General features: G+C 70.3%; 17 protein-coding genes and 1 pseudogene. 15 read left to right on the top strand and 3 right to left on the bottom strand.

The annotated features are described in order from the left end of the window. On the bottom strand, window positions 1-562 hold a 562-nt coding region (locus tag ABT130_RS42620; RefSeq protein WP_350965511.1), incomplete at its 3' end, for a TetR/AcrR family transcriptional regulator. A gap of 61 nt (window positions 563-623) precedes the next feature. Next, window positions 624-1,271 carry a TetR/AcrR family transcriptional regulator gene (locus ABT130_RS42615; protein ID WP_350919530.1) on the bottom strand — a complete coding sequence of 216 codons (648 nt, stop codon included), beginning with the start codon at window positions 1,269-1,271 and terminating at the stop codon, window positions 624-626. Window positions 1,272-1,362: 91 nt separating this feature from the next. Here ABT130_RS42615 and ABT130_RS42610 point away from each other — a divergent pair, with 91 nt between their 5' ends. After that, on the top strand, window positions 1,363-1,737 hold the full coding sequence (locus tag ABT130_RS42610; protein ID WP_350919527.1) for a DoxX family protein: 375 nt from the start codon (window positions 1,363-1,365) through the stop codon (window positions 1,735-1,737). Window positions 1,738-1,851: 114 nt separating this feature from the next. Here ABT130_RS42610 and ABT130_RS42605 read toward each other — a convergent pair whose 3' ends face one another. Then, complete coding sequence (locus ABT130_RS42605) at window positions 1,852-2,505, bottom strand: biliverdin-producing heme oxygenase (RefSeq protein ID WP_350919524.1); 654 nt, start codon at window positions 2,503-2,505, stop codon at window positions 1,852-1,854. Window positions 2,506-2,821: 316 nt separating this feature from the next. Between ABT130_RS42605 and ABT130_RS42600 the strand changes: the two genes are divergently transcribed. The 14 genes and pseudogenes from ABT130_RS42600 to ABT130_RS42535 all read left to right on the top strand — a co-directional run. Then, window positions 2,822-3,064 carry a hypothetical protein gene (locus tag ABT130_RS42600; protein WP_350965509.1) on the top strand — a complete coding sequence of 81 codons (243 nt, stop codon included), beginning with the start codon at window positions 2,822-2,824 and terminating at the stop codon, window positions 3,062-3,064. 2 nt (window positions 3,065-3,066) lie between these two features. Further along, the gene (locus ABT130_RS42595; protein WP_350965507.1) at window positions 3,067-4,674 is read left to right on the top strand and encodes an ABC transporter permease; all 1,608 of its coding nucleotides are present in this window, start codon (window positions 3,067-3,069) and stop codon (window positions 4,672-4,674) included. Beyond that, complete coding sequence (locus ABT130_RS42590; RefSeq protein WP_350965505.1) at window positions 4,671-5,726, top strand: ABC transporter ATP-binding protein; 1,056 nt, start codon at window positions 4,671-4,673, stop codon at window positions 5,724-5,726. The genes ABT130_RS42595 and ABT130_RS42590 overlap by 4 nt, the downstream gene beginning before the upstream one ends. Window positions 5,727-6,007: 281 nt before the next feature. Then, window positions 6,008-8,377, top strand: a complete 2,370-nt coding sequence (gene lon, locus ABT130_RS42585; protein ID WP_350919512.1) for an endopeptidase La — start codon at window positions 6,008-6,010, stop codon at window positions 8,375-8,377. A 177-nt stretch (window positions 8,378-8,554) separates the two neighbouring features. Then, on the top strand, window positions 8,555-9,697 hold the full coding sequence (locus ABT130_RS42580) for a Fic family protein (protein WP_350965503.1): 1,143 nt from the start codon (window positions 8,555-8,557) through the stop codon (window positions 9,695-9,697). Window positions 9,698-10,021: 324 nt separating this feature from the next. Further along, the gene (locus tag ABT130_RS42575; RefSeq protein ID WP_350919507.1) at window positions 10,022-10,984 is read left to right on the top strand and encodes a methionine ABC transporter ATP-binding protein; all 963 of its coding nucleotides are present in this window, start codon (window positions 10,022-10,024) and stop codon (window positions 10,982-10,984) included. After that, entirely contained in the window at window positions 10,981-11,637 is a 657-nt protein-coding gene (locus ABT130_RS42570) for a methionine ABC transporter permease (RefSeq protein ID WP_343966585.1), read from the top strand. Before ABT130_RS42575 ends, ABT130_RS42570 begins: the two co-directional genes overlap by 4 nt. A gap of 191 nt (window positions 11,638-11,828) precedes the next feature. Further along, window positions 11,829-13,364, top strand: a complete 1,536-nt coding sequence (locus ABT130_RS42565) for an acyl-CoA synthetase (protein WP_350965501.1) — start codon at window positions 11,829-11,831, stop codon at window positions 13,362-13,364. 241 nt (window positions 13,365-13,605) lie between these two features. Continuing rightward, window positions 13,606-13,947 carry a hypothetical protein gene (locus tag ABT130_RS42560; protein WP_350965499.1) on the top strand — a complete coding sequence of 114 codons (342 nt, stop codon included), beginning with the start codon at window positions 13,606-13,608 and terminating at the stop codon, window positions 13,945-13,947. Window positions 13,948-14,303: 356 nt separating this feature from the next. After that, the gene (locus tag ABT130_RS42555; protein WP_350965497.1) at window positions 14,304-15,653 is read left to right on the top strand and encodes a S1C family serine protease; all 1,350 of its coding nucleotides are present in this window, start codon (window positions 14,304-14,306) and stop codon (window positions 15,651-15,653) included. Between the two features lie 192 nt (window positions 15,654-15,845). After that, window positions 15,846-16,703 (top strand): alpha/beta hydrolase family protein, encoded by an 858-nt coding sequence (locus ABT130_RS42550; protein ID WP_350965495.1) that lies wholly within the window; start codon window positions 15,846-15,848, stop codon window positions 16,701-16,703. Further along, window positions 16,652-17,977 carry a serine hydrolase domain-containing protein gene (locus ABT130_RS42545; RefSeq protein WP_350965493.1) on the top strand — a complete coding sequence of 442 codons (1,326 nt, stop codon included), beginning with the start codon at window positions 16,652-16,654 and terminating at the stop codon, window positions 17,975-17,977. Before ABT130_RS42550 ends, ABT130_RS42545 begins: the two co-directional genes overlap by 52 nt. A gap of 9 nt (window positions 17,978-17,986) precedes the next feature. Next, the gene (locus ABT130_RS42540) at window positions 17,987-18,616 is read left to right on the top strand and encodes a serine hydrolase domain-containing protein (RefSeq protein ID WP_350965491.1); all 630 of its coding nucleotides are present in this window, start codon (window positions 17,987-17,989) and stop codon (window positions 18,614-18,616) included. After that, window positions 18,595-18,899 (top strand): annotated as a pseudogene (locus ABT130_RS42535) (hypothetical protein); the annotation flags it as partial. The gene ABT130_RS42540 and the pseudogene ABT130_RS42535, both read left to right, overlap by 22 nt.

Below are 18,899 nucleotides of genomic sequence, written 5' to 3'. Positions count from 1 at the left end.
ACACAACCGCCGCCGCCCCCGCGGGCGCCCCCGCGCCGATCAGCGGGGTCCCCCGCGGGGCGCGGTTGGCGGTGGGTTGTCGGGGGGCGCCTACTCCCCCGGGGGGGGGGGGAACGCCCCCCGAGGCCACGCCGCTGTCGATGATGCCGGTCAGGATGCGCTGCATCGGCTCGACATGGTCGGCCAGGCGCTGGTAGGCGTCGGGGCCCAGCGCCGCGGACAGGTCGGCGGGGCCGGGATGGGGGTGGGCGAGCAGCCCGTCGAGCTGGAGCCTGACGAAGACCCGTAGCCGCTCGGCGGGCAAGGCCCGTTCGGGCAGCTCCCGCTCGTAGCTGTCGATGAAGTAGTGCGTCACCCGCTCGGTGAAGGCCAGCAGCAGCGCGGCCTTGTCGGGGAAGTAGTTGTACAGCACGGTGCGGGTGATCTCGGCCTCGTTCGCCACCTCGGTCATGGAGATGGCGTCGATGCCCTGCTCCCGGGAGAGACGCGAGACCGCCTGCAGGATGCGGTCCTGTGTCTGGGCGCGGTGCTCGCCGATGGTCGCGGCCGAAATCCGGGGCATGGCCCCATGGTCGCACAGTGCCGTCGCCGGCTGTCAGGTCGTTTGGGGTCCGGCCGCGAGGTCAGCGCTGGGGGCGCGCCGAACTCATGGCGGCCTGCAGGTCCTTGGTGCTGGGGGCCGGGGGGAGCGGAGGGCCGACGCGGTCGGCGCGGCAGGCGTCGAGGATCAGGCCGATCAGTCGCCGCCACGCCTGAGGGGCGGTGCAGCGGGTGGAGCCGAGCACCCCGGCGTTGGCCATCATGATCAGCATAAGGTCCTGACCGGTGAAGTCGGCGCGCAGCGTCCCCGCGCGGCGGGCCCGCTCGATCACCCGGTCGACCGCCGCCATCGCCCGTGCTCTCGGCGCCTCCAGCGCCGCGGTGGGGAAACAGGTGGTGAGGGCCTCGGTCACCCCCTGGTCGGCGGCCTGCATCCCGCAGACGTGTTCGACCAGCCCGGCGAACGCCTCCCAGGGGTCGTCGGCGAGCTCCGCCGCCTCGGCGGCCTCGACGAAATCGGCCATGTGGTCGGCCAGGATCGCCTCGATGAGCGCCTCGCGGTCGGGGAAGCGCCGGTAGAGCGTGGCGATGTTCACCTCGGCCCGGCGGGCGATCTCCTCCAGGGGCACGTCGAGCCCGCGCTCGCGGAACGCGACGCGCGCCGCTGTCATGATCCGTTCCCGGTTGATCTCGGCGTCCCTGCGCAACCTCCGCCGTTTGCACGCTTCCATGAGCCGATTCTACAAAGTGAAGGGTTCCCTGCGGTTGTGCTACGGTGGCGGCAAACGAAGGTGTGCCTTCACTTATTTTTCGGAGTGCCTGATGAACGTTGTCCTCTGGATCGGGCAGGGCCTGCTCGCCGCGATGTTCCTCATCGCGGGTCTCACCAAGTCCACCCAGCCGCGCGAGAAGCTGATCGCCAACTTGGGGGGATGGGTGGAGGATTTCTCCGGCGGACAGGTCAAGGCCATCGGCATCCTTGAGGTGCTGGCCGGGATCGGGCTGATCCTGCCCGCTCTCACCGGCATCCTGCCCGTGCTGACCCCGCTCGCCGCCGCCGGCCTGGTGATCACGATGATCGGCGCCATCGTCGTGCACGCCCGGCGCAAGGAGTATTCGGCACTTCCGATGAACCTGGTGCTCCTGCTGCTGGCCGCCTTCGTGGCCTGGGGCCGTTTCGGGCCGTACGCCTTCTGAGTGCCGTATGCCTTGGGGGGCTTTGCCGGGACCGGGGATCGGCGCCGGACGGCTGAACGCTCCGGCACGGAGATCCGTGCCGGAGCGTTCACTCATGCTGTGGGACGACCGGGTTCAGGCGGCGACCTCGGACCGGGCCACCCGGCCGAGCTCGCCCAGGACCTCGGTGTTGAGCAGGTAGGCGAGCTTGGTCTCGCGGATCAGCCGCTGCTTCTCGGCCTCGTCCAGGGGTAGTGCGTCCAGCCGGGCCCGGTACTCGTTCTTGAAACGGGGCAGGCTGCCGATCCCGTCGAACAGGTAGAAGTCGATGCCGCCGCCCGGCTGGTAGCCGTAGATCTTCTGCAGCTCCATCCGGATGAACTGCCCGCCGGACAGGTCGCCCATGTAGCGGGTGTAGTGGTGGGCGATGTAGCCGGCCGGCCAGGTGGCGACCTGGTTGATGCGGGCGACCAGGGTCAGGGTCGGCTTGGAGGGCTCGATCCTGGACCGCCAGCCGGACCCGTAGATCGTCTCCAGGTCGCGGACCAGGGCCTCCTCCCGGTAGAGCTCGGGAAAGACGAACGGTGCCGCGACGGGGTCCTCGGCGAGCGACCGTGCGGCGCCGTCCAGGGCCACGTAGGCGAAGTAGTGCTGGGCGACCATCTCGCCGTACGCCTCGGGGGTGAGGCTGCCCGCCATCAGGGCCTTGAGGTAGCTCTCGTCCTCGGCGGATTCGTGGTCGCCCCAGGTGGCGTTCCTGAGGACTTCGGAGAACGGCGGCTCACTCATGATCACTCCGCGGCGAGGAAACTTTTCATGACGCAGTGTCACAAAAATCGCACCCTCCCGTCAAGCCGATGACGACACCTCGTCATTAAACCGGCCATCCTCCGCGTCGAGTTTCGGGTGGGGCGTGCGGGGACGAGGTTCTCGGCGTGAGCGGGTGGGGCGTGCCGCGGGGAGCCGGGCGCGCCGGATGGTGCGGTGGCTTCCGAGGGGGGCGCCTTCGCCGCCAATCTACCCTTAGGTTAGGCTCGGCTAACTTTTACAGCGTTGTCGAAGCCGTGATCGGACTCCTCTCGATCGACAGAAGGAAAACACCGCCATGCCCGCTGAACCCCCCAAAGCCGTGCTCGCACCGGTAGCGGGTGCCCTGCTGTTCGGGCCCGCCGCCTGCGGAGACGATTCCGGGAGCGGTTCCGCCGCCGCAGCTGGGGGTCGGTCTCCGGCGGACGCGTTCCTCGCCCGGGAGGCCGGCGCGCTTCAGGTTCCCGCGGTGGGGTTCAACGATCTCGGTCGGCCTGGGGCCACGATCGCGTTGATCAGGGAATCAGGACTCGTCTTCTGACCATGCGACCGCATCTCGCCAAGCGGGTCCGCCACGACGGACCCACCCCATGGTCGTTCGGGCGTGTCCTGCCGGTGGCCGGACGTCCTCGCAGGCCGCTACTGCTTGCCCTGTCGGTACTGGCCGTCGCGGTGGCCCTCATCCCGGTGCTCTATCTCGGCGTGCGGACGGCCGAAGCGGGCTGGGAGCGTATCGCCGAGGAGGTGTTCACCCCGCGAGTCGCGCTACTCGCGCTCCGTACCCTCGGCCTGGCGGTGGTGGTGAGCGCCGGTTGCCTCGTGCTGGGGGTCGGCTCGGCCTTCCTGGTCGTACGGACAGATCTGCCCGCCAGGCGCGCGTTCGCGGTCCTGGCGGCCCTGCCGCTCGCGGTGCCGACCTATATCGCGGCATTCGCGTGGAGATCGACCGTGGACGGGTTCGAGGGCTTCTGGGCGGCGGCGCTGGTGCTGACGCTGTGCTCCTATCCCTACGTCTTCCTACCCGTCGCCGCGGCGCTCAAGGGCGCCGACCCGGCCCAGGAGGAGGTGTCTCGGTCGCTGGGCAGAAACGCCTGGCGCACCTTCACCGGCGTGACACTGCGGCAGGTCCGTCCCGCGGTCGCGGGCGGCGCGCTGCTGGTGGCACTGTACGTTCTGTCGGATTTCGGTGCGGTGTCGATCGTACGGGCCGACACCTTCACCCGGGCCATCTTCGTCGCCTTCGACCTGGGCTTCGACCGGACCGGGGCGCTGGTGCTGTCAAGCGTGCTGGTCCTCCTGACGATGCTCATACTCGCGGGTGAGACGGCGAGCCGCCAGCGCGGTGCCCGCTACGCTCATCTGGGCGCCGCCCGCCGGGCCCCGGCCCGGTTCCGCCTCGCCCGGACGCGGTGGCCCGCCACCTTCGTGCTGCTCGCTCTCGCCGGACTCTCCCTCGGTGTCACCGTGGTGAGCCTCGGCCACCGGATGATCGAGGGTGTCTCGCGGCCGGGGGCCTGGCCCGAGGTGGCCGCCGCCGCGGGCAACTCGCTCTGGCTCTCCTTCGCGGGCACCGCGCTCACCGTGCTGCTCGCGCTGCCGCTGGGCGTGCTCACCGCCAAGGCGCCAAGCCCGCTGACCACACTGCTCGATCGTCTCGGCTACCTCAGCCACGCCCTGCCGGGGCTGGTCATCGGCCTCTCCCTGGTCTCCTTCGGAATCAGCCTCGCCTATCCGATCTACCAGACGACCTGGCTGCTCGCGCTCGGCTACGCCGCCCTGTTCCTTCCGCTGGCGGTGGCCGCGGTCACCGCGGCGGCGGCCCAGGCACCACCCGTCCTGGAGGACGTCGCCCGATCACTGGGCCGAAGACCGCCGGCCGTGCTGCGCACGGTGACCCTGCCCCTCACCCTGCCCGGGATCGGCGCCGGCGCCGCGCTGGCCTTCCTGGCCTGCATGAAGGAACTGCCCGCTACGCTCCTGTTGCGCCCGACGGGTGTCGACACCCTCGCCACCGAACTGTGGACGCACACCACCGTGGCGGCCTACGCCGCCGCCGCCCCCTACGCGGCGTTGCTCGTGCTGCTGTCATCGGTGCCCGCGTGGCTGCTCACCTCGCGCACCGGCATCCTCACCAGGGAGTCCACCAGATGAGCCGGCTGGAACTGAGTGGCATCGCCAAGAGGTACGGCGCGATGACCGCGCTCGCCGGAGTCGACCTCACCGTGCCGAGCGGCACCCTGACCGCCGTACTCGGCCCTTCGGGGTGCGGCAAGACGACCCTGCTGCGCTGTGTGGCGGGTTTCGAACGGCTCGATGCCGGTGAGATCGCCATTGACGGGCGGATCGTCGCGGGTCCGGGGACGCACACCTCCCCGGAACGCCGGCATGTCGTCACCGTCCCGCAGGAGGGCGCGCTCTTCCCGCACCTGTCGGTGGGCGACAACGTCGGGTACGGCCTGAACCGGGAGGAACGGCGTTCGGACCGCGTCGAGGAAGTGCTCACCCTGGTGGGCCTGTCCGGACAGGGCGAGCGGATGCCGCATCACCTGTCCGGCGGGCAGCAGCAGCGCGTGGCGGTCGCCAGGGCGCTGGCACCGCGTCCCTCCCTCATCCTGCTCGACGAGCCGTTCAGCGCGCTGGACGCCGGACTCCGCGCCGACCTGCGGCGCGACGTGCGCGCCGCGCTACGGGCCGACGGGGCGACCGCCATCCTCGTCACCCACGACCAGGGCGAGGCCCTCTCCAGCGCCGATCAGGTCGCGGTGATGCGCGACGGCCTGGTCATCCAGAGCGGACCGGCGGTCGACGTCTACCGGGAACCGGTGGACCCATGGGTGGCGGCGTTCGTGGGTGACGCGGTGTTCCTGCCCGCCGGAACCGATATCGGCCCAGGCGCGGCTGGCACCGTGCTGTCCACGGCACTCGGTCACATCCCGGTGGGTGGGATACCGGCGGGGAGTGGGAGCCTCACCGCCATGGTGCGCCCCGAACAGATCCGCCTCACCACGGCGTCGACCAGCCCGGCGGTGACCGCGACCGTGACCGGTTACGACTTTCACGGCCACGACGCGATCGTCACGCTCCGGCTCGCCGACGGCACCCAGATCATCGCGCGAGTACCCGGCCACGCGGCCCCGGTGACGGCGGGATCAGCTGTCGGGGTGCTCGTGGAGGGCGTCTGCCAGGCCTGGCGCGAGATCTAGGGGAGAGCGCTCACACCGGTTGTCCGTCATGGGGGCGGGCACGCGGCGGGTGAGACCGGGCTCTGGCCCCGGCGTATCCCCCCACACCGGGTGATACGCCGGGGCCAGAGCGTCTTGATGTCGCACGCGGGGGTGCGCCGCTTGACGAGCCCCACCGTGGAGAGGGCGGCCGATGACTCCGATTACACGATTACGATCGCTCACAGCGAACACGCTCAACCTCGGGAACATTCTCGGGCTCCCATTAATTGAGTGAGTACAACTCAACCCTTGGAGTTCACATGAGTGAGAGCTTGATCCTCCCGGTCCTGCCGCTCGACGACGAGGTCGTGCTGCCGGGCATGGTGGTCCCGCTTGACCTGTCGGAGACCGAGGTCCGGGCCGCGATCGACGCGGCGCAGGCTCTCGCTGACAACAAGCCCGAAGTCCTGCTCGTTCCCCGGATCGACGGAAGATACGGCTCGGTGGGCGTGCGGGCGATCGTCGAGCAGGTGGGCAGGCTGCCCGGCGGCGAGCCCGCCGCCGTGCTGCGCGGCGTCGACCGGGTCCGGGTGGGCACCGGCACGACCGGTCCGGGCGCGGCCCTGTGGGTGCAGGCCACCCGCATTCCCGTGGTCGCGGCGGACGAGCGCGCCCACGAGCTGGCGAAGGCGTACAAGGCGCTGGCCACCACGATCCTGCAGAAGCGGGGCGCCTGGCAGGTCGTCGACGCGGTCAACCAGATGGACGATCCCTCGGTCCTGGCCGACAACTCCGGCTACGCTCCCTGGCTGAGCACCTCGCGCAAGGCGGAGATCCTGGAGACCGCCGACCCGGCGGACCGGTTGGAGAAGCTGGTCGAGTGGTCGCGCGAGCACCTGGCCGAGATCGACGTGGCCGAGACGATCCGCAAGGACGTCCAGGAGGGCATGGAGAAGCAGCAGCGCGAGTTCCTGCTCCGCCAGCAGCTCGCGGCGGTCCGCAAGGAGCTCGCCGAGCTGAACGGCGACACCTCCGCCTCCGAGGAGGAGGACTACCGCTCCCGCGTCGAGGCCGCCGACCTGCCGGAAAAGGTGCGCCAGGCCGCGCTCAAGGAGGTCGACAAGCTGGAGCGGACCTCCGACCAGTCTCCCGAGACCGGCTGGATCCGCACCTGGCTCGACACCGTCCTCGACATCCCGTGGAACGAGCGGACCGAGGACTCGTACGACATCGCCGCGGCCCGCGCCGTCCTCGACGCCGACCACACCGGTCTCGACGACGTCAAGGACCGCATCATCGAATACCTCGCCGTCCGCGGGCGCAGGGCGGAGAAGGGGCTCGGCGTGGTCGGCGGCCGTCGCAGCGGCGCCGTGCTCGCGCTGGCCGGCCCTCCCGGGGTCGGCAAGACCTCCCTCGGCGAGTCCGTCGCCCGCGCGATGGGCCGCAAGTTCGTCCGCGTCGCCCTCGGCGGTGTCCGGGACGAGGCCGAGATCCGCGGTCACCGGCGCACCTACGTCGGCGCCCAGTCGGGCCGGATCGTCAGGGCCATCCGCGAGGCCGGCTCGATGAACCCGGTCGTGCTGCTCGACGAGGTCGACAAGGTCGGCTCCGACTACCGGGGCGACCCGACGGCGGCGCTGCTCGAGGTGCTCGACCCCGCGCAGAACCACACCTTCCGCGACCACTACCTGGAGGTGGAGCTCGACCTCAGCGACGTGCTCTTCCTGGCGACCGCCAACGTGCTGGAGGCCATCCCCGGCCCGCTGCTGGACCGCATGGAGATCGTGACGCTCGACGGCTACACCGAGGACGAGAAGGTCGCCATCGCCCGGGACCACCTGCTCCCGCGCCAGCTCGACAAGGCCGGCCTCACCGCCGAGGACGTCACGGTCGACGAGGACGCGCTGCGCAGGCTCGCGAGTGAGTACACAAGGGAGGCCGGGGTCCGGTCCCTGGAGCGCTCGATCGCCAGGATCCTGCGCAAGGTGACGGCCAACGTCGCGCTCGGCGAGGGCGAGCTGCCCGTGACGGTGGGGGACCTGGTCCCCTATCTGGGCCGCCCGCGCAACGTGCCGGAGTCCTCGCTTCCCGAGTCCAGCCAGCGCACGGCGGTGCCCGGCGTGGCGACCGGCCTGGCGGTCACCGGGGCGGGCGGTGACGTGCTCTACGTGGAGGCGTCCCTGGCCGACCCCGAGACCGGCGACACCGGCCTGACCCTGACCGGCCAGCTCGGCGACGTGATGAAGGAGTCGGCCAGGATCGCGCTCTCCTACCTGCGCTCGCGGGGTGCGGAGCTGGAGCTGCCCGTCGGTTCCCTCAAGGACCGCTCGGTGCACGTCCACTTCCCGGCCGGGGCCGTTCCCAAGGACGGCCCGTCCGCGGGCGTCACCTTGATCACGGCCCTGGCCTCGCTGCTGTCGGGCCGTCAGGTCCGCGCCGACGTGGCCATGACCGGCGAGGTCTCCCTCACCGGCAGGGTGCTCCCGATCGGCGGGGTCAAGCAGAAGCTGCTGGCCGCCCACCGGGCGGGCATCACGACGGTGCTGATCCCGGCGCGCAACGAGCCCGACCTGGACGACGTCCCGCAGGCCGTCCGCGACGAGCTCACCGTCCACGCGGTGAGCGACGTGCGCGAGGTCCTGGACATCGCGCTCACCCCGGCCAAGGTGGCCGAACACGCCGCCGCCTGAGCGGCGCCCCCCACGACGGCCCGCCCTCTCACCCGAGGGGGTGGGCCGTCCGGCTGCCCGGTGGATGCCGGATCGGCCAAGCTCCGGTAATCCACGTGTCACGGGATGGAACAGGCCCTCCGGATATAAATGGACGAATCGTAAAGTTGATTGACTGAATGATTCGGTCATGGTGACATGGGGTCCATGCTGTACGGAACGCCTTCCCTGGAGGCCGTCGACGAAGCGGTCCTCGGCGAGATCGAGGAGATGCGCCGCGACCTGAAATACCGCCTCGCGGAGACCCATCGCTGGGACGGCCAGCTCCGGCGCCAGCTCCAGGCGCGGGCCATCCAGGGTTCCAACTCGATCGAGGGCTACCGGGCCAGCGTCGAGGACATCGAGTCGATCATGGCCGGTGAGGAGCCCCTGGAGACCTCCAGGGCGGTCGCCAGGGAGATCTCCGGCTACCAGCAGGCGCTCACCTACATCCAGATGCTCTCCCGCGCTCCGGTGTTCGCGTTCGACGCGGGCCTGCTCCACGCGCTCAATTTCATGATGATCGGTCATCATCATGGCAAGACCCCGGGCACGGTGCGGCCCGGTGGCATCTACGTCCGCAACTCCACCACCGGAGAGGTCGTCTACGAGGGCCCGGACGCCGAGCAGGTGCCGGAGCTGCTGGCCGAGCTGGTCGCCTGGCTCAACGAGGGCGACCTGAAGGCGCCGAGCTACGTGCGGGCGGCGATGGCCCACTTCAACCTGGTGAGCATCCATCCCTGGCGGGACGGGAACGGCCGCATGTCGCGGGCGATCCAGACGCTGGTGCTCGGCAGGGAGCGGATCACCACCCCGGAGTTCTCCTCCATCGAGGAGTGGCTGGGAACCGCGGAGAACACCGTCGACTACTACCGGACATTGGCCGCGGGCGGAAGACGAACCTGGAACCCGCACGGGGACACGCTGCACTGGGTGCGCTTCTGCCTGCGCGCCCACCACCTCCAGGCCCAGCAGGTCCGGCGCAGGCTTTCCGAGGCGGGGGAGGTGTGGATGCTCCTGGAGGAGCAGGTCGACGCCGACGGGCTCAACACCCGCACCGTCTCGGCGCTCTACGAGGTGTTCGTCAACCGGCGGCTGCGCCGGAGCAGATACCAGGCGGACGAGTCACTCAGCCAGGGGCAGGCGGCCAGGGACCTGCGCGACCTGGCGGCCAAGGGCTGGCTTGCCCCGTACGGGGAGACCAAAGGGCGCTTCTACGCGCCGGGGACGAGGATGCGGGCGATCAAGGACGACTTCGAGCGGAGGATCGTCCCGCTGCGGGATCCGTACCGGCACGACTAGCGCGATGTCGGCGCACGTTCACCGGATTCGGCAGCACGCTGGACTCGACCGGAAACTCGATGGTCACCGCCCGGCGGCCCGCGGAGGCCTTGCCGGGCGCGGGCGCTCGTAGGGACGGTCGTTTTAACATAACATGTCGGGAATGATGGTAAATGGGGGTGGCGTTGGGTCGGGCGTGAAAGTGGTCGGTAAGGCCCGAGACCATGATCTTTTCGGCAGGTCATCTCCTCCCGCGCCATCTGGGCCATCCGCCCCCGCCTCCGGAGGCCCGTCGGCGTCCCACCCGTAGTCCTGCCGAGACCCGTTTCGTTTTGAGGAACAGCTGTGATTGACGTGTCGGACCTGCGAAAGGTCTATCAGGATCGGGGGCGCGAGGTGGTCGCCGTCGACGGCGTGGACCTCCACGTCCGCGAGGGTGAGATATACGGCGTGCTCGGGCAGAGCGGCGCCGGCAAGAGCACCCTGCTGCGCTGCGTGAACCTCCTGGAGCGTCCCACCTCCGGCACCGTCTCGGTGGCGGGTCAGGAGCTGACCGGCCTGGCCGAGCGGGACCTGCGCAAGGCGAGACAGCGGATCGGGATGATCCACCAGCATTTCGCGCTGCTCTCCTCCCGCACCGTCGCGGGCAACGTCGCCTTCCCGCTTGAGGTCATGGGGGTGGCCAAGGCAGAGCGCGCCAGGCGGACCGCCGAGTTGCTGGAGCTGGTCGGGCTGGCCGACAAGGCCGGGGCGTACCCCGCGCAGCTGTCGGGAGGGCAGAAGCAGCGGGTCGGCATCGCCCGCGCGCTGGCCGGCAGCCCTCCGGTCCTGCTGTCGGACGAGGCCACCTCGGCGCTCGACCCCGGCACCACGCAGTCGATCCTGGCCCTGCTCAAGAGCCTCAACCGCGAACTCGGCCTGACCATCCTGCTGATCACCCACGAGATGCACGTGGTCAAGTCGATCTGCGACTCGGTCGCGGTCATGCGCGACGGCCTGGTCGAGGAGTCCGGGACCATCCCCGAGCTGATCTCCAGGCCCGGCTCCCGGCTCGCCGCGGAGCTGTTCCCCCTCCCGGAGCCGGAGCCGGGCAATGTCACGATCACCTTCACCGGCCAGGCCGGTGAGCCGGTGGTGTCGCAGGTGGTCCGCAAGTTCGATGTGGACGTCAACATTCTCGGCGGGGCCCTGGAGGAGGTGGCGGGCGTCTCGACGGGGCGGCTGCGCCTGCTCGTCACCGGTGACGAGCGCGCCGCCGCGCTCAGCTACCTGGCCGAACGCGGCCTGCTGGTCGAGGAGGCCCGATGACCTGGGACGAGATGTTCCCGATGCTGCTGGAGTCGACGGGCCAGACCGTCGAGATGGTGCTGTGGTCGACACTGTTCACGGTGCTGCTCGGGCTCCCGCTCGGGGTGGCGCTGGTCGCCACCGACAGGGGCGGGCTGTTCCCCTCCGCGGTGCTCAACCGGGTGCTGGGGCTGGTCGTCAACCTGGGCCGCTCGCTGCCCTTCATCATCCTGATGATCGCGGTGATCCCGTTCACCAGGCTGATCGTCGGCACCACCATCGGCACCATCGCCGCGGTGGTCCCACTGACGCTCGGCGCGGCGCCGTTCTTCGCCCGGCTGGTGGAGACCGCGCTGCGCGAGGTCGGCAGGGACAAGGTGCAGGCGGCCCAGGCCATGGGAGCCGGCCGGGCGACCATCGTCGGCAAGGTGCTGCTGCCCGAGGCGATGCCCGGCCTGATCGCGGGGCTCACGGTGACCGTGGTCGCGCTGATCTCGTACTCGGCGATGGCCGGGGCGATCGGCGGGGGCGGGCTCGGAGACCTGGCCATCCGCTACGGCTACCAGCGCTTCGAGACCACCCTCATGATCGTCACCGTTGTCGTGCTGGTCGCCGTCGTGCAGCTCGTGCAGAGCCTGGGCGACACCGTCGCCCGCCGTCTCGCGCGCGACTGACCGGCCGCGCCGATGACCTTCTGCCATCGCGCGGCCACGCCGGGGTGAGCCGGGGTGGCCGGGGGAGCGGGAGTGCTTCCACGGCCACGAAAGACCGTCGTTCACCGGGCCGCGACCTCGTCCGCGAGGTCGCGGCCCTGCCGTTTTCGAGTACTTCTCAGCAAACCTGAAGCCGAGTAATGTTCTGCTCCATGCACCCGGGAGCCATCGCAGCAGTTTCGCCGGACAAGCCCGCTGTGATCATGGCGGGCTCCGGGCGGGTCGTCACCTACCGCGAGCTGGACGAGGAGTCCAACCGCCTGGCCCGGCTATTCCGCGCGGCCGGCCTGCGGCCGGGTGATCACATCGCCTTCATGCTGGAGAACCATCCGCTCTTCCTGGTGGTCGCCTGGGCCGCGCACCGCTCGGGCCTGTACTACACGGCCATCAGCTCGCGCCTGAAGACCGACGAGCTCGCCTACATCGTCGACAACTGCGGGGCCCGGGTCTTCATCTCCTCGGCGGCCCTCGCGGACGTGGCGGTCTCCATCACCGATCTCACGCCCCAGGTCGGGCTCAGGCTCATGCTGGACGGTGTCGCCCCTGGCTTCGAGTCCTACGAGAAGGCCGTCGCGGCCCACCCCGCCACGCCCGTCGAGGACGAGTGTCAGGGGGTGGACATGCTCTACTCCTCAGGCACCACCGGGCGGCCCAAGGGGGTCAAGCCCATGCTCTCCAAGGCGCCGCTGGATCAGCCGGGGCCGCTGCTGCAGCTCATCCAGTTCCTGTTCGCCCCCTCGGCCGACAGCGTCTACCTCTCCCCGGCTCCGCTCTACCACGCCGCCCCGCTGCGCTACTGCCTGAGCTTCCAGCGGATGGGCGCCACGATCGTGGTCATGGAGAGGTTCGACCCGGAGCAGGCGCTCGCGCTCATCGAGAAGTACTCCGTCACCCATTCGCAGTGGGTGCCGACCATGTTCATCAAGATGCTCAAGCTGCCCGAGCAGACCCGCGCGCGCTACGACCTGTCGTCGCTGGCCTGCGCGATCCACGCCGCCGCCCCCTGCCCCGTCCCGGTCAAGGAACGGATGATCGACTGGTGGGGGCCGATCATCCACGAGTACTACGCGGGGACCGAGGGCAACGGTTTCCTGTACGTCGGCTCGCAGGACTGGCTCGCACACAAGGGAACGGTCGGCCGCCCGCTGCTCGGCGTCACCCACATCTGCGACGAGGAGGGCAACGAGCTGCCGCCGCGCGAGCACGGCACCGTCTACTTCTCGGACGGCCCCCAGTTCGTCTACCACGGCGACGAGGCCAAGACGGAGGCGTCCCGCGACCCGCTGGGACGGGGCTGGACCACTCTCGGCGACATCGGCTACCTCGACGAGGAAGGTTTCCTCTACCTCACCGACCGCCGCTCGTACATGATCATTTCTGGCGGGGTCAACATCTATCCGCAGGAGGCCGAGAACGTCCTGTCCGTCCATCCCAAGGTGGCGGACGTGGCGGTCTTCGGCGTTCCGGACGAGGAGATGGGCGAGCAGGTCAAGGCGGTCGTCCAGCCGGCCTCCATGGACCTGGCGGGCCCGGAGCTGGAGGCCGAGCTGATCGAGTACTGCCGTTCCCGGCTGGCGCCCTACAAGTGTCCCAGGTCCGTCGACTTCCGCGAGGAACTGCCCAGGCACCCCACCGGGAAGCTCTACAAGCGCCTCCTGTGCGACGAGTACTGGCCCGCCGGCTCCTGACCCGCCCGGCCGCGACGACGACATCGTCGCCATGCCCCTCTCCGGCCGGTCGCCGCACCACGAGAAGGCTCGCTGAAAGGCGTATTACCGCCTATTGCATAGGAAGGTTTCCTATTTAATACTGTGATCGACGCAGCGTATCCCTATCGCGCAGAACTCCACCTCGCTCGGCGCTGCACCCCGTCACGCTCAGCCCCCCTCTCTCCGTGTCGCACGCCTTCCTGGATCCCGGAGGTCCTTCATGCCTCGTCGTGTCGTCGCGCTCGCCACCGTCGCGCTCGCCTGCCTCGGCGCACTTGCCGTCTCCACCGCCCCCGCGCAGGCCGCCCGTTCCGCGGACGTTCTCGAAATCGTGTACAGCCCGCTCTCGCTCGGTGAGTACTGCGCGGCTAACGTCAACCCCTCGTCCATTGTCGGCTTCTACAACGGCAGCCTGGGCTGCTACCGCTGGAACGGCACTCAGACCACCTACGTGGGCAGCGGGAGCCCTTCCGCCGCGTGCGCCTACTTCCACCCCACCTACGCCTACATTGGCCACGCTCAGGGTGGCAGCCAGGCGTTGATCTGCAAGTACTCGGTCTGACCCGCCCCCGCACCCCTCCTCGCGGCGTCGCCCGCACGGATACGGCGAGGCGACGCCGGTGGAGGGTGCGCGTGCCTCGCCGCGCGCAGATCGTGTGCGGCCACTTCTCGGGCGGCCCGGTCCCCGGTGGGTGACAGATGATCATCGTCCCCCTCGACCGTCCAAGCCCCGAAAGAGTGGCCGAGAAAGATTTTCGAGCTGCCATCCAGGGGCTGAGCATGGCTGATAAAGCCGTTGTCAGAAGATCCCGATCACTAGGATCAACCTCTTAACCTGCGCTTATACGCCGTCGGGCATCGTTTATGTCAACCGGTGAGCACCGGCTTCCACCCCGTCGAGCCGGGGGGATGTTGGACGTGGGGGAAGACATGGACCCGAACAGGAACGAGCAGCAGGACACACCGACCGAGGCGACCCCCGGGAACGACGGCTGGACCCAGTTCGGCAAGGTGCCGCCACGCGCCGGCGCCTATCGTGCCGGCGAGGAGACCGGGCCGCAGCCGACGCTGATCCACCCGGTGCCGGAGCAACTCGCCGCCGAGGCCCCCGAGAAGGCCGGAGGACCGGTGACGGTCCCCACGCAGCGCGGCAGGCTCACCGCCGGGCAGAAGATCGGCGCCGGTCTCGCGCTGGCGGCCATGGCCGTCGGGGGCGGGGTGGCAGGGGCCTTCGCCGCGACGAGCCTCAACGGTTCCGCCACCGTGGTCTCGTCATCCAGCCCGCTCGTCAGCCCGGTCGGCAACGTGACGACGGTCGCCGACATCGCCCAGCTGGTCCAGCCCTCCGTGGTGTCCATCGAGATCAGGACCGCCGCGGGCGGGGGCGAGGGGTCCGGGGTGGTGCTGTCGGCCGACGGCCTGATCCTGACCAACAACCACGTGGTGTCGGCCGGCGGCCAGGCGGGCCCGGACAGCCGGGTGACCGTCAAGTTCAGCGACGGCAAGACCGCCACCGCGAAGGTCATCGGCACCGACCCGGCCACCGACCTCGCGGTCATCAAGGCGGAGGGCGTCTCCGGCCTCACCAAGGCCTCGATCGGCGACAGCGACCGGCTCAAGGTGGGTGACTCCGTGCTCGCCATCGGCAGCCCGCTCGGCCTGTCAGGCTCGGTCACCGCCGGGATCGTCAGCGCGCTGAACCGCACGCTCACCGTCGGCGGAGACCAGGGACAGCAGCAGCTTCCGCCCGGCTGGGGCAGGCCGCAGGGGAGCGGCCAGAGCCCCACCACCATCGGGGGCGCCATCCAGACCGACGCGGCGATCAACCCCGGCAACTCGGGCGGCGCGCTGGTCAACGCCGCCGGTCAGGTGGTGGGTATCAACACCGCCATCGCCACCAACGGCGGGGAGGGCAGCATCGGTGTCGGCTTCGCCATCCCCATCAACACCGCCGGCCACGTCGCCGAGCAGCTGATCAAGAGCGGCAAGGTCTCCCACGCCCTCCTGGGGGTGAGCGTGACCGACGCCACCGGGGACGCGGGCGGCGCCCTGGTCGGCCAGGTCACCGAGGGCAGCCCCGCGGCCAAGGCGGGCATCAGGCAGGGCGACCTGATCACCAAGATCAACGACACGCCCGTGGACGAGGCGGCCACCGTGGTCGGAGCCGTCCGCGGCTTCAAGCCCGGCCAGCAGGTGACCGTCGCCTACGTCAGGGACGGGCAGTCCCAGACCGTCACGGTGACCCTCGCTGAGAAGACCGGCGAGTAGGGTTTCGCGACGGATGTGCCGCCGGGCCGCCACGGCTCGGCGGCACAACCGTTTCCGGACCCCGGTGGACGCGCGCTTCGACGGCCGTGAACAGGCGCTCCCGCGAGGCGATTGGAGAACGACACAACGGATCGGGGCCGGTTCGTCGTGGAGGCCGAAGAAGCGTCGCCTGGGTGGGCTTAACGTTCGGACATGCCTCGCCTCTCCCTCAGCGGCCGGTATCGCATCGCGATACCGGCGGACCCCCGGCTGCGTCCCGGCGGGAGCAGCGTGGCCTACGTGGTCACCGCCGCAGACGGGACACCGGTCGAGGGTTTCGTGCTGCGGGATGAGACGCTCACCGAGCCCGGACCGCTCCTGCTGGACGCGCACGGCGGCCCCCACAACACCTGGGCGCCGGTCTTCGACGGCGTGCACCTCTACCACCAGGTGCTCGCCGCGCGGGGCTGGACCGTGCTCACCCTCAACCCCCGGGGCGGCGACGGGTACGGCGAGGCGTTCTACACCGCCGCGCTCGGCGCCTGGGGCCTCGCCGACACCGGTGACTTCCTGAGCCCGATCGACCAACCGGTCGCCGAAGGCGTCGCCGACCCCGACCGGCTCGCGGTGACCGGCTACAGCTACGGCGGCTACATCTCCTGCCGGCTGCCCACCCAGACCGGCCGGTTCAAGGCCGCCATCCCGGGCGGGTGCGTCAGCGACCTGGTCAGCATGGCCGGCACCTCCGACGCGGGACACCTCCTGAAGACGTACGAGTGCCGCGGCGACATCGCGGCCCAGTCCCCGATGAGCCACGTGGCCCAGGTGACCACGCCCACCCTGATCCTGCACGGCGAGAACGACGACCGGTGCCCCGTCGGCCAGGCCGAGCAGTGGTTCGCCGCGCTGCGCGAGCGGAACGTGCCGGTACGGCTGGTTCGCTACCCGGGTGGCTCTCACCTTTTCATCCTCAACGGCCGTCCGTCCCATCGGGTGGACTACAACGAAAGGATCGTCGAATGGCTGGAGCAGTGGATCCCGGTCGCTGGCACGCCCGTCTCGCCGAGCTGATCACCGAGTACCAGGTTCCCGGCGCGGGCCTGGCCTTCCTGCACGAGGGGGAGGTGCACGAGTTCGCCGCGGGCGTGCTCAACGTGGAGACCGGGGTGGAGGCGACCACCGACTCGCTCTTCCAGATCGGCTCGGTCACCAAGGTCTGGACCGCCACCCAGATCATGCTCCTCGTCGAGCGGGGCGAGCTGACGCTCGACACCCCGGTCGCCGAGGTCCTGCCGGAGTTCCGGGTCGCCGACCCCGAGGTGACCAAGAGCGTCACCATCAGGCACCTGCTCTCGCACACCTCCGGCATCGACGGGGACCTGTTCCTCGACACCGGCCGTGGTGACGACTGCATCGAGAAGTACGTCGAGGCCTGCGCGGACCTCGCGCAGAACCACCCTCTCGGCGCCACCCAGTCGTACTGCAACTCGGGTTTCATCATCGCCGGGCGCGTCGTCGAGCGCCTCACCGGCAAGGGGTGGGACGCCGCGCTGCGCGAGCAGATCGTCGAGCCGCTCGGCCTGACCCACACCTGGACCCTGCCGGAGGACGTGCTGCGTTTCCGCGGCGCCATGGGTCACCTCGACGGGGTTCCCGCCCCCGCATGGGGCCTGATGCGCTCCTGCGGCCCGGCGGGGTTGATCTGCGCACGTCCCGCCGACGTCGTGGCCTTCGCCCGCGCGCACCTGGGCACCGGGCTGCTCGCCGACCCGCGGGCGATGTGGGAGCCGCAGGTGGACATCCCCAACCCGCACACCCTCGGGAAGCAGTGGGGCCTGGGCTGGATCCTGGACGAGTGGCAGGGGCGCCGGATCATCTCCCACGGCGGCAACACCATCGGCCAGGCGGCCATGCTCTGGGTGGTCCCCGACACCGAGACGGTGGTGTGCGTGCTGGCCAACGGCGGCCACACCGCGGCGTTCCAGCATGCCCTGGCCACCGAGCTCTTCGACGAGCTGCTCGGCCTGGCCGTACCGCCCGTGCTGGGACCGCCGGCCGTGCCGTTCGAGACCGACGTCGAGCGGTATGCCGGCGTGTACGAGCGGGCGGGCAGCCGGATGACGCTGACGGTCCGTGACGGTGGGCTCTCGCTGTACGGCGAGGCCACCGGAGCCCTCGCCGGGCTGCGGCCGCCCATGGAGTTCGACCTGGTGCCGGTGGACGACGTCACCTTCGTCGGCCGCCCGGAAGGAGAGCCGCAGTGGCTGTCGGCGGTGTTCTACGAACTCCCCGACGGCTCGCGGTACATCCACCTGGGTGTGCGTGCCACCCCCAAGGTCGCTTGAGGAGCCGGCATGCCTGAGAACCTGCGAGAGCGTTTCGACGAGGCGGCACGGCGGCACGGCGTGCCCGGTGCGGCGCTCGCGGTCTGGGCGGGCGGCGAGCTCGTCGAGGTCACCACCGGCGTGGTGAACAGGAACACCGGCGTGCGGACCACGGCCGACAGCGTCTTCCAGGTCGGTTCCACCACCAAGGTCTGGACCGCCGCCCTCGTGATGCAGCTCGTCGACGAGGGGCTGGTCGAGCTGGACCGGCCGGTCCGCGACTACCTGCCGGAGTTCGCCGTCGCCGACGGCTCGGAGAAGGTCATCACGGTCAGGCACCTGCTCACCCACACCGGCGGCTTCGACGGCGACCTGTTCGAGGACACCGGGCGTGGCGACGACTGCCTGGACAGGTATGTGGACTTTCTGCGCGGCGCGGGCCACGTGCACGACCCCGGAGTCCTCTTCTCCTACTGCAACGCCGGATACTGCGTGCTCGGCGCCCTGGTCGCACGGGTGCGCGGCACCACGTGGGAGCGGGCGATGCGGGAACGCCTGCTGAATCCGCTCGGTGCCACGCACTCGGCGCTGCTGCCCGAGGAGGCCATCCTGTTCCGGGCGGCGGCCTGGACGTCACCATGGTCCCCGGCGAGTTCATGATCAGGGCGGGCACCCCGCGCGCCACCACCCGCCTCGTCCATCACTCCGGCCACTCCTTCATCGCGGTGGAGCGGCAGGACGGCAGGCACGAGACGATCACCTTCGTGGTCGAGGACGCCGTGCCTCCCATATTCACAACGGAAGGGCGCTGCCCCGTGTGTGACGCGCCGCGTGAGGCGTTCGACGTCGCGGACGTGGAGGGGGGGGGGGCGCAACCCGCCCGGGCGGGGGCCCCAAAGATGGCGCACCCCCCCCGCGCGGCGCGGGTGGGCCCCGCGGTGGT

The organism is Streptosporangium sp. NPDC001681 (assembly GCF_040298085.1).
In the GTDB taxonomy this organism is placed as follows: Bacteria; Actinomycetota; Actinomycetes; order Streptosporangiales; family Streptosporangiaceae; genus Streptosporangium.
This window is presented reverse-complemented; position numbering and strand designations above follow the sequence as displayed.

Excerpts from the sequence above, each read along its gene's own strand:
- ABT130_RS42560 (WP_350965499.1), top strand. The coding sequence starts at position 13,606 with ATGCCTCGTCGTGTCGTCGCGCTCGCCACCGTCGCGCTCGCCTGCCTC.
- ABT130_RS42590 (WP_350965505.1), top strand. The coding sequence starts at position 4,671 with ATGAGCCGGCTGGAACTGAGTGGCATCGCCAAGAGGTACGGCGCGATG.
- ABT130_RS42610 (WP_350919527.1), top strand. The coding sequence starts at position 1,363 with ATGAACGTTGTCCTCTGGATCGGGCAGGGCCTGCTCGCCGCGATGTTC.
- ABT130_RS42550 (WP_350965495.1), top strand. The coding sequence starts at position 15,846 with ATGCCTCGCCTCTCCCTCAGCGGCCGGTATCGCATCGCGATACCGGCG.
- ABT130_RS42600 (WP_350965509.1), top strand. The coding sequence starts at position 2,822 with ATGCCCGCTGAACCCCCCAAAGCCGTGCTCGCACCGGTAGCGGGTGCC.
- ABT130_RS42580 (WP_350965503.1), top strand. The coding sequence starts at position 8,555 with ATGGGGTCCATGCTGTACGGAACGCCTTCCCTGGAGGCCGTCGACGAA.
- ABT130_RS42570 (WP_343966585.1), top strand. The coding sequence starts at position 10,981 with ATGACCTGGGACGAGATGTTCCCGATGCTGCTGGAGTCGACGGGCCAG.
- ABT130_RS42545 (WP_350965493.1), top strand. The coding sequence starts at position 16,652 with ATGGCTGGAGCAGTGGATCCCGGTCGCTGGCACGCCCGTCTCGCCGAG.
- lon (WP_350919512.1), top strand. The coding sequence starts at position 6,008 with ATGAGTGAGAGCTTGATCCTCCCGGTCCTGCCGCTCGACGACGAGGTC.
- ABT130_RS42540 (WP_350965491.1), top strand. The coding sequence starts at position 17,987 with ATGCCTGAGAACCTGCGAGAGCGTTTCGACGAGGCGGCACGGCGGCAC.
- ABT130_RS42595 (WP_350965507.1), top strand. The coding sequence starts at position 3,067 with ATGCGACCGCATCTCGCCAAGCGGGTCCGCCACGACGGACCCACCCCA.
- ABT130_RS42565 (WP_350965501.1), top strand. The coding sequence starts at position 11,829 with ATGCACCCGGGAGCCATCGCAGCAGTTTCGCCGGACAAGCCCGCTGTG.
- ABT130_RS42615 (WP_350919530.1), bottom strand. The coding sequence starts at position 1,271 with ATGGAAGCGTGCAAACGGCGGAGGTTGCGCAGGGACGCCGAGATCAAC.
- ABT130_RS42605 (WP_350919524.1), bottom strand. The coding sequence starts at position 2,505 with ATGAGTGAGCCGCCGTTCTCCGAAGTCCTCAGGAACGCCACCTGGGGC.